Source organism: Chamaesiphon sp. VAR_69_metabat_338 (assembly GCF_031423935.1).
In the GTDB taxonomy this organism is placed as follows: Bacteria; Cyanobacteriota; Cyanobacteriia; order Cyanobacteriales; family Chamaesiphonaceae; genus Chamaesiphon.
The window spans coordinates 1-9957 of the sequence record NZ_JANPGM010000688.1 but is presented as its reverse complement, the minus strand read 5'-3'; the positions used below and the strand labels follow the sequence as shown (position 1 = coordinate 9957).

The window sequence follows — 9957 nt, the reverse complement described above, 5'->3', positions numbered from 1 at the left end:
TTTCGGTCGGGTTTCCCGACCATGAAAAGGCACCAAGCGGGTGACTAAGAGTCCGATTCCCCCCTTTTGAAGGGGGGCTAGGGGGGATCTACCCACTAAAAAAGAAGCAATTATACTTTTCAGACATCCTTTAAGGAAGCTCAAAATTTACCTTACACCTATTTTAAAGAAGTGCGATGCGAGATCGCTAACCGATCTAGAGGCTGCGCGATCGACCGCTGAAGACGCGATCCATATCTTTGAAGTTTTCGAGCACTTTGCCAGTACCTAAAACCACACAGGTCAGCGGATCGTCGGCAATGTGCGTCACGATACCAGTTTCATGACTGATCAGCATATCGATGCCGCGCAGATTGGCACCGCCACCTGCCAACATGATCCCGCGATCGATAATATCGGAAGCTAGCTCTGGGGGAGTGCGTTCCAATGTCCGCTTGACTGCTTCGACGATCGTCGAAAGCGGTTCGGACATACTTTCGCGGATTTCGGGGCCTTTGATCGTCACCGTCCGAGGCAATCCCGACAAGAGATGCACGCCGCGCACTTCCATCGTCGTATCCATATCTTCGGGCATCGGATAGGCCGAACCAATGTTAATTTTGATTTCTTCAGCCGTGCGTTCCCCAATCACCAGGTTGTGGACTTTCTTCATGTAGTTGACGATCGAGTCGCTCAATTCGTCCCCAGCAATCCGTACGGACTCGCTAATTACCGAGCCTTGTAAGCTCAATACCGCAACTTCCGTCGTCCCGCCACCGATATCGATAATCATGCTGCCGGTTGGTTCGCCGACTGGCAATCCCGCGCCAATTGCTGCGGCAATCGGCTCGTCGATCAAAAATACTTCACTCGCACCGGCTTGGAGTGCGGCATCCATTACCGCACGGCGTTCGACGGCTGTCACGCCGCTAGGAATGCCGATCACCAATCGTGGTCTGATGACGTTACTCCCTTCATTCGCACGGCGAATAAATTCTTTTAACATCACTTCGGCGATATCAAAGTCAGCAATGACGCCATCGCGCAACGGTCTGAGCGCAATTACATCACCAGGGGTTCTCCCCAACATTTTTTTGGCTTCGATCCCGACAGCGAGTGGCATTTTAGTCTTTTGGTCCATCGCCACCACTGAAGGTTCTGCCAAAACGATACCTTTGCCAGCTACATAGACTAGTGTATTGGCAGTTCCCAGGTCCATACCCATGTCTCTGGATAAGGAAAAGCGATTGAAAAAACGCACGCCTTCTATGCTCCCAAATTATAAATAAACGATTTATGCTAATGCCCGATCGGCCAATATCGTTTAACAATGCAGGTTTTATTTACTATTCCCCGATCGCGATCTGCTGAGTGTCAGCGCGTGGTTCTAGGTTTTTGTCCTGTTGTCTTGATTGATACGGCTACTCCTCAGTGGTCTCAACGTTGTCGATTGAAGACATGCCTCGTACCACTGCGTGAATCTTATTACGTTTTGCTTCGTTCGTCTAGCTGCGATCGCCACCAAATTCCCATTCGATCGCTACTCGATCTTTCAGGAATGAGATCTACTCCAGCATTGGGTTTGAGTTGACAACTAGGGCGATTGGGCGATCGGTGACTACCGTACCTCGATCGAACTGACTCAATATTAGTTGGCAGATTCTCAACCAAAGTGGCAATCCACAGCTGAATTTTTGCTAAATAGTCACGGGGATCTGTAGTAATTGCGATCGCATCTCAGGATACACAGCCGAAAGTTAAAGATTTTCTGCAATTTTTAGCTACAGTAATTCAGGCAACTCGATCCCCTCGGTCGTGGCTAGTGAGGCTGTGAATTAGCAGTCGCTCGCTCGCCCCGAAATCGACAGCAGTAATTTCTAGGCTGGTAGCAACTCTGTTGCCCGACCCACTGTTTGGAGATCGCCTCTGTTTTCAAGTAACCGGATTGGTTAAGTTAAGACTGACGGTGCAAAACCCTGCCGTTGGGTATTTTCGGTAATCGATCGCGGTTCGAGGAACTGTAACAGATAATCGCGTCCGCCAGCTTTGGAACCGACACCACTGAGCTTGAAGCCACCGAAGGGCTGTCGATCGACTAACGCACCTGTGATGCCGCGATTGATATAGAGATTGCCAACTTCAAACTCGCGGTAGGCGCGATCGATATGGGACGGCGTGCGGGAGTATAAGCCACCTGTGAGTGCGAAGTTAGTATCGTTGGCGATATCTAGTGCTTCATCGAAATTAGCGGCTTTAATGACCGCTAGCACGGGGCCAAAGATCTCTTCGCGAGCGATCGCGCTGTGGGGATCGACTTCGCTAAAGATTGTCGGACTGACATAATAGCCACCAGCGGGTACGGGCATTTCTAAAGCGAGTTTGGCAGTTTCCTTACCTTGAGTAATATACTGCTGAATCTTCGATCGAGCATCGGCATCGATGACCGCACTGAGTTTAGTATCGGGCAAATGGGCTGCGCCCACGGTCAGCGATCGCGTGGCGGCGACTAAGCGATCGAGGAAATTGTCATAAACTGGAGCCAAGACGATCGCGCGGGAGCAAGCCGAACATTTTTGACCGGCAAAGCCAAAGGTGGAATTCATTACGCCGACGACGGCTTGGTCGAGATCGGCACTTTCATCGACGATGATGCCGTTTTTGCCACCCATTTCGGCGATGACACGCTTGATGTGTTTTTGCCCAGGGCGTAAGATCGCTGCCTTGGCGATAATCTGGCAGCCGACTTGTTGCGATCCGGTGAAGGCAATCAGCGATACTTCAGGATGCTCGACTAGGTGCGCGCCCACGGTCGAACCTTCGGCTGGAAGGTAGTTAAATACGCCTGCTGGTAGTCCGGCAGCTTGCAGAATTTCGGCAATTTTGGCACCGACGACTGAGGATTGTTCGGCAGGTTTGAGGATAACTGTATTGCCAGCAGCGATCGCGGCGACACTCATCCCCATCGCGATCGCCAGTGGAAAGTTCCACGGGGAAATGACCGCAACTACGCCGCGCGGTTGATAGATATAAGTATTATCTTCACCAGGGAGATTGCGCTGGACACCACTTTCAATGCGTTCCATTTCCCGAGCATAGTAGCGGCAAAAATCGATCGCTTCGGACACTTCGGCATCGCTTTCGCGCATGGGTTTGGCCACTTCCCAAGTAATCCAAGCTGCCAGTTCGGCACGTTGCGCTGCCATCAAATCTGCCGCTCGTCGCAAGATATCGCCTCGATGTTTGGCACTTAATTTCTTCCAGGTGGTAAAGGCGGATTTGGCAGCGGCGATCGCCGATTCAGCTTGCTCGATACTGGCTAGACCGATTTTACCGACGACTTGACTAGAATTGGCTGGATCGATCGATTCGATATATTTTTCAGTCTCAACAGTCCGACCGTCGATAATGGGTAAATAAGTATTGCCAAATTCGTTAAGTACTTGTTTCAGAGCGGCTTCGACGGTTGTACGCTCGTCGGCGATCGCATAATCTCGATCGCTCGCATTTGTAAAGCCATCGAAACTATTCATAATAGACGCGCCATTGTAGTTGCGATCTCGATCGGTCATCACTGGCGCAGCTACCAATTTAGCTAGATCGCGCGACTCACTACCACTCATTCTCAGGAACGAACTATTTGCAGTATTCTCCAACAATCGCCGAATTAAATAAGACATGCCCGGAATCAATTCGCCAAACGGACAATACACCCGCACGCGATAACCCATGTTGGCGATCGCTCTGGTAAATTTGTCGCCCATCCCATACAGACATTGCACTTCAAAGGCACGGTGCGGGATGTTTAGAGTTTGAACGATCGCGATCGCTTTCGCCAAAGATCGCGCGTTGTGAGAGCCGACTGCCGCATAAAGATATTGATGATTTTCTAGCAGAATTTGGACTAACCGCTCGTAATTGGCATCGGTCGAAACCTTATCAAAAAAGACAGGTACCGGCCAACCTTGTTGATGAGCCTGAATTGTTTCTCGATCCCAATAGGCACCTTTAACCAAGCGGACAGTAATCGGTCGATCGCGTTCTTTTGCCCAGGCGATTAGATCGATTAAATCGCGTTCGCTATCGCGTAAATAGCCCTGCAAAGTAATCCCGATATCTGTGCGATCTCGAAATTCTGGCTCGATTAATACTTGCTTGAGAATCTGTAATGTCAGCGACTTGAATTCATATTGTTCCATATCGAAATGCAGATCGCAGCCTAATTCCTTAGCTTTTCGCAACAGTATTCGTGCTGGTTCGCTGACTTTTGCGGTTGTTTTGACCGGATCGATCGGATCGAATTGGGAATATAAAGCACTGAGTTTCACCGAAACTTGAACGCGATGGCGAGCTTCACCATCAGCCAGATCGATCTGGGCAATCGCTTCCCAATTTTTAGCCCGATCGGCTAAGTCGGTCATGATGGCTAGATAGCGATCGAGATAGCCTTGCGCTTCTGCTTCACTAATCACCGCTTCACCGAGCAAATCCAATGTAAATGCCAATCGCTCGCGCCGCAATCGCTCGATCGTTTTACTCGCTGCTGCCAAATTTTCACCGCAGATATATCGCTTGGCGAGAGTGGCTACTGCCGTTGCGAGTGTTGTGGCTGCCGCTGTTGCGGTAATTGATTTGGGATTTTCAGTACTGAAGTTTAATAAAGATCGTAAAGCTGGGACTGCGATCGAGTCGCTAGCTAAATACTCTTGCATGTGTCGGGCAATTTCAGCTTTACTTTGCAATGCCGGCAAGCAGTCAATCAATCGAAATAATTGTACCCGCAAGCCATCATTTTCCATCGTCCAAGCCATCAGCTTGTCATCGATCCGCAGTTCGTCTTTAAATTGAGATAACTTTGCCCAGATCGAATCTCGATCGGTACCGCTTAAAATCTGTTTGGCTAGTTCCTGGGTCTGAGATTCGTACTTGTCAATCTCTACTGAACGATCGAAATTGCGATCGGTTGGCTGTGTTTGAGCTGTCATCACCCTCACCCATTAATTATGTATTTTTTCAGTATCCTTGATAACACTTTTTACAGATTACGATCGATAATCGACGATCGAGCTGACGATTTTAAAATCTCGAAATCGGAAATCGATCTTAAGTCTAACTCGATCGTCAATCGAGACACAACTACAGATTGAGAGGTGACTTCTCTCGATCGTTTGGATACTTTTTACGTGCCGCTCGCTGCCAAGAGATCGATCGAGCGGACGCCTACCAATCGAGTATGGATCGGGCGCGAGCTGAGATGTTGATAATCTGCGATTTAGACAGACTTCCACCGGCGCAATCGCGATCTTTGTTGCAAATCCCAAGTATGCTGATGTCCAAATTCATCAATATCGAGTAAAAACCAGCGATCGAGTGAGGGGTTTTTGGCAAAAGATGGGAATGATATTGTTAGCGGTCTGTAGTTGCGCCTTTGTCTGAGACAGCCATCGCGATCGCTAGAGAATTTAACTGGTAGCAGTAGGATCTAACCTTTTTTCATATCTAAATTTTTCGAGCACCCCTGAGAACAGTCTATGCCAAGTAAATCCTTATCTAAATCAGTCGAATACGATGAATCCGCTCCAGAGATGGATCTCAACGGCATGGATCTGGACGAAGAGAGCCTCCGCACCTCTTTGCCCGAATTGTTTGAAGACGATCTCGACAGCACTAGCGTCCCCACTGCTGCTAAAAATATCTACTACAGCAAAGATTTAGTCCGCTTATACCTGCAAGAAATCGGCAAAGTGCGCTTGCTGTTGCGTGAGGAAGAAATTTCCGAAGCCAAAGTCGTCCAGCGATACGTCCAATTGCTCGAACTGCGCAACCAAGCCGCCGAAGCAGTCAGACTCGGTACTAGTCAGGACTTGGCAATTTTACACTACGTCGAATCGATCGAAATTCACGATCGCCTAACCGCTCAATTGGGACATCGCCCCTCCCTCGAACGCTGGGCGAGCACCGCAGGTATTTCCCTCGCCGAACTCAAGCCCAGACTGGCGGCTGGCAAACAACGCTGGGCAGAATTAGCTGGCGTTACGGTTGCCGAAATCGATACCATGCAAACGGCTGGTACCCGTGCCAAAGAGCACATGATCGAAGCCAATCTGCGTTTAGTAGTTTCTGTCGCCAAAAAATACCAAAATCGCGGCATGGAACTCCTGGATCTGATCCAAGAAGGCACGATGGGTTTGGAACGCGCCGTCGATAAATTCGATCCGACTAAAGGCTATCGGTTTAGTACCTACGCTTACTGGTGGATTCGCCAAGGGATTACCCGCGCCATTGCCACTCAAAGCCGGAATATCCGCCTCCCCGTCCACATTACCGAAAAACTCAACAAAATTAAAAAAGTTCAGCGCGAACTGAGCCTCGAAACCGGACGCGCCCCGAAACTCGAAGATGTCGCTAAAGCTCTAGATATGACGCTAGTGCAATTGCAAGAAGTCTTAATGCGCGTGCCGCGATCGGTATCCTTAGACGTCAAAGTCGGGAAAGATCGGGACACAGAATTGGGCGATCTCCTCGAAGCCGACGACGTGACCCCCGAACAACTGATGATGCGCGAGTCCCTTCACGGCGAACTCGTCCAACTCTTAGCCGATTTGACCGATCGCGAACGCGAAGTCATTTGTCTCCGGTTTGGACTAGGCTACAATCAAGCGCACTCCCTCGCCGATATCGGTCGAGTACTAGAACTCTCCCGCGAACGCGTCCGCCAAATCGAATCCAAAGCCCTCCAAAAGCTCCGCCAACCCAAACGTCGCAATCGGGTACGGGATTATTTGGAATCGATGAATTAGGAGATCGGGGAGCAGGGAGCGGGGAGTGAATAGTGGATAGTGCGAGTAATAAGTCGCAATTGATTACTAGTCTGTTAGCCCCCAAAGATCGATTGTGAGATCGCAATCATCCCCCTACCCTGCTTCCCACAAATCGAACCTTACACAGCGAATCGCATACGTCTTTTCTCTAACGTTTTAGCGACTCACATTTTAACGGGGGGTCTGGGGGTTTCAACCCCCAGATCTGGGTTGTCGCGATCGCAAATATCCCCCCCACCCCGCCGCACACAAATCGAACCTTACGCCGGGGAGGGTGAGAGGCGGCGTCCCGCCTCTCAGCGGGGGGGCTGGGGGTCGGAACCCCCAGATCCGGGTTCTGTCCTCACTAGGAAAATCGCAACCCGCAAGTATCGATCGTTTGCCGATTGGCTTGTCACTGGTATTTAACCTGAGTTCGGGCTAAAGTTTTTAGGATTGCATTTAATTTGAGATCTTTTCAGAAGGAATCGATCGACGCTACCTACCTCCAGAGAGAATCCATCAACGGTAACACCAATTCTGCTAATGCCCATCGATTGACAATCAGACTCGGCATCGCATAACTGCCATAATTGCGCCCGACGATCGCGGGGAAAGTCGGCTCATCTCGCAACGATACCCACGTCCCGCCAGCAGCATGGACGATCGCCCACACAGCCGCCAAATCCCAGATTTTGGGAGTAGCTTCCACCCCACCCAAACTCGCCCCCGCAGCGACCGCCAGGAAATTATAAGTCGCCACCCCCAGCATCCGAATTTTGCACGGAAATCCTGGTTGCCAAATTTGAATGCTGCGCGCGCACAAACTAAAAAAATGATTCCCGCTCGGCTCATCGGGGCTGACATGAATCGGCTTGTCATTTAAAAACGCCCCATTCGGCAGAGCCAAACCCGTATCCCCTGCCCAATAGCCATAGAAACGCTGATTTACCGGCGGAAAATACACGTACCCAAACACCGGCTGCCCGTAATACAACAACCCGATCGAAATCCCCCACAACGGAATCCCCCGCGTAAAATTGGTCGTCCCATCGAGGGGATCGATAATCCACGTCCATTGGGCATCCGTGAACCCATGCTCGTTTTCTTCACTCAGGATCGCGTGTTCGGGAAAAACTGCCGCGATACTCGATCGAATCTCCCGATCCGCCCATTCATCAGACTGCGTTACCAGGCTCCCATCCGCCTTCTCCGCACCCTGGACGCGTCCAAAATCCGATAGTAACTGCACGCCCACTCTTTGCGCCGTTGTGTGGGCGACATCTAACACTTGCGTCCAAAATTCCATGCTGTTTGAAGGTTGGCAAAATACCCCATCAGCTTACCAAACCCCCGCACACCTGAGTCTGGTTAGAATATTTGAAAGTACTTGTAAAATTCGATCGAGCTGTTATGACTATCGGTATTTGGATTCTGGGCGATCGATTAGACCACAATCATGCAGCATTACAGAGCTGTCAGGATCGCAAATCGCAGACTTCTGTCATCCTCATCGAGTCATTAAACTACTTGCGCGAGCGGTGGTATCACAAGCAAAAATTGGTCTTGATTTGGTCGGCAATGCGTCACTTTGCAGCCGAATTGGAACGCGATGGCTGGCAAGTTAAATATGCGATCGCCGATGATTTTCTGCCGCCATTACTAGAGTGGATTAAGGAGCGCGACATTACCGAGCTACGGGTCATGAATCCCGTCGAACGTCCGTTTCGATCGGTACTTAACCAGCTAGATTTACCTTGTCAGCTCGAAATACTTCCCGATAATCATTTTTTGTGGAGTACCGAGGAATTTGAAGATTGGACGAAGAATCGTAAAAGTCTGATTATGGAATATTTCTATCGCGCTGGTAGACAGAAATTTAACATTTTAATGAATGGCGACAGCCCGATCGGTGGTAAATGGAATCTAGACAAAGAAAACCGCCAACCACCCAAAGGTAAAAAATTACAGCCACCAAACCCCCTCAAATTCACACCCGATGCAATTACAACTGAAGTAATTGCTAAAGTGCGAAACTTAAATACGACTACCCACGGCAAACTCGAATCATTTAATTGGGGTGTCACTAGAGCCGAAGCATTGCAAGTATTAGATGATTTTATCGATCGAAGGCTGCCTACATTTGGCCCGTATCAAGATGCGATGGTAACGGGACAAACTACCATGTGGCACGCCTTAATCTCACCTTATCTAAATATCGGCTTATTGAACCCATTAGAAATAATTCAACGCGTCGAAACCGCCTATCACAATCGCGATTTGGATCTCAATAGTGTTGAAGGTTTAATTCGCCAAGTGCTCGGCTGGCGGGAATACATGCATGGCATCTATCAACATGTCGATGATGACTATTTTCATGCCAATTGGTTCGGGCACGATCGACCCTTACCTGCCTTTTTTTGGGATGCCAGTCAAGCAAAAATGAACTGCTTGCACCAAACCCTCGTCCAAGTCGAAGATAGCGGTTACGCGCACCATATTCAACGCCTGATGGTGCTGAGTAACTTCGCTCTCATCGCTGGATTGAATCCCCAACAAGTTGAAAATTGGTTTCACGCTGCTTTTATCGATGCCTACGACTGGGTGATGCAAACTAATGTTTTAGGGATGGGTTTATTTGCCGATGGTGGCATCCTGGCATCCAAACCTTATGCCGCGTCAGCTAACTACATCAATAAAATGAGCGACTACTGCGCTGGCTGTCAATACGATCCCAAAAAACGCACTGGCGAAACAGCTTGCCCCTTCAACTTTTTCTACTGGGACTTTCTCGATCGACACCAAGAGAAGTTACAATCCCAAGGCAGAATGGGACTCATCCTCAAGCATCTCGATAACATCTCGCCCACAGAAATGGCAACTATTCACCAACAAGCAACTGACTGGGCGCGATCGAATTTAGCACCAGCATCGCGAGCTAGGGAATAGAGAATAGGAGGTGCGGCTCGATCGCAAAATTCCAGATTCTTTTAACCGCATCGAGAGTAAGCTGAGTAGATCGATTCCTCAAGCCATCTCGATCGGCGATCCCCAGTGAAATTGCGGAGATCTTCATCAAATTTGTGTTCCTGGCCGCCCATATTCAGAGATCGATCGGCTAAAATGCGGGAAATAGCGATCGATTAACGATCCGCTTGGCAGCAGCTAGAACTGTGTTTGG

7 protein-coding genes are annotated in these 9957 nt (G+C 49.4%); 2 read left to right on the top strand and 5 right to left on the bottom strand.

Going from position 1 to position 9957, the window contains the following annotated elements; translation table 11 throughout:
• Nucleotides 1-196: 196 nt before the first annotated feature.
• The 3 genes from RMO84_RS19220 to pruA form a co-directional block, all read right to left on the bottom strand.
• Entirely contained in the window at nucleotides 197-1204 is a 1008-nt protein-coding gene (locus tag RMO84_RS19220) for a rod shape-determining protein (RefSeq protein WP_396135903.1), read from the bottom strand.
• A gap of 260 nt (nucleotides 1205-1464) precedes the next feature.
• Nucleotides 1465-1650, bottom strand: a complete 186-nt coding sequence (locus RMO84_RS19215; protein ID WP_310490043.1) for a hypothetical protein — start codon at nucleotides 1648-1650, stop codon at nucleotides 1465-1467.
• A gap of 278 nt (nucleotides 1651-1928) precedes the next feature.
• Nucleotides 1929-4961: an L-glutamate gamma-semialdehyde dehydrogenase gene (gene pruA / locus RMO84_RS19210; RefSeq protein WP_310490042.1), complete on the bottom strand. Its 3033-nt coding sequence runs from the start codon at nucleotides 4959-4961 to the stop codon at nucleotides 1929-1931.
• 546 nt (nucleotides 4962-5507) lie between these two features.
• Here pruA and sigC point away from each other — a divergent pair.
• Nucleotides 5508-6776 (top strand): RNA polymerase sigma factor SigC, encoded by a 1269-nt coding sequence (gene sigC, locus RMO84_RS19205; protein WP_310490041.1) that lies wholly within the window; start codon nucleotides 5508-5510, stop codon nucleotides 6774-6776.
• 502 nt (nucleotides 6777-7278) lie between these two features.
• On the opposite strand, the gene RMO84_RS19200 is transcribed toward sigC, so the two are convergent.
• Entirely contained in the window at nucleotides 7279-8085 is an 807-nt protein-coding gene (locus tag RMO84_RS19200) for an inositol monophosphatase family protein (protein ID WP_310490040.1), read from the bottom strand.
• Nucleotides 8086-8189: 104 nt separating this feature from the next.
• On the opposite strand from RMO84_RS19200, the gene RMO84_RS19195 reads away from it, so the two are divergent.
• Nucleotides 8190-9725, top strand: a complete 1536-nt coding sequence (locus tag RMO84_RS19195) for a cryptochrome/photolyase family protein (RefSeq protein ID WP_310490039.1) — start codon at nucleotides 8190-8192, stop codon at nucleotides 9723-9725.
• On the opposite strand, the gene RMO84_RS19190 is transcribed toward RMO84_RS19195, so the two are convergent.
• Entirely contained in the window at nucleotides 9715-9852 is a 138-nt protein-coding gene (locus RMO84_RS19190; RefSeq protein ID WP_310490038.1) for a hypothetical protein, read from the bottom strand. The two genes, RMO84_RS19195 and RMO84_RS19190, sit on opposite strands and share 11 nt — an antisense overlap.
• Nucleotides 9853-9957: the final 105 nt, after the last annotated feature.

Excerpts from the sequence above, each read along its gene's own strand:
- RMO84_RS19220 (WP_396135903.1), bottom strand. The coding sequence starts at position 1,204 with ATGGGTATGGACCTGGGAACTGCCAATACACTAGTCTATGTAGCTGGC.
- pruA (WP_310490042.1), bottom strand. The coding sequence starts at position 4,961 with ATGACAGCTCAAACACAGCCAACCGATCGCAATTTCGATCGTTCAGTA.
- sigC (WP_310490041.1), top strand. The coding sequence starts at position 5,508 with ATGCCAAGTAAATCCTTATCTAAATCAGTCGAATACGATGAATCCGCT.
- RMO84_RS19200 (WP_310490040.1), bottom strand. The coding sequence starts at position 8,085 with ATGGAATTTTGGACGCAAGTGTTAGATGTCGCCCACACAACGGCGCAA.
- RMO84_RS19195 (WP_310490039.1), top strand. The coding sequence starts at position 8,190 with ATGACTATCGGTATTTGGATTCTGGGCGATCGATTAGACCACAATCAT.
- RMO84_RS19190 (WP_310490038.1), bottom strand. The coding sequence starts at position 9,852 with ATGAAGATCTCCGCAATTTCACTGGGGATCGCCGATCGAGATGGCTTG.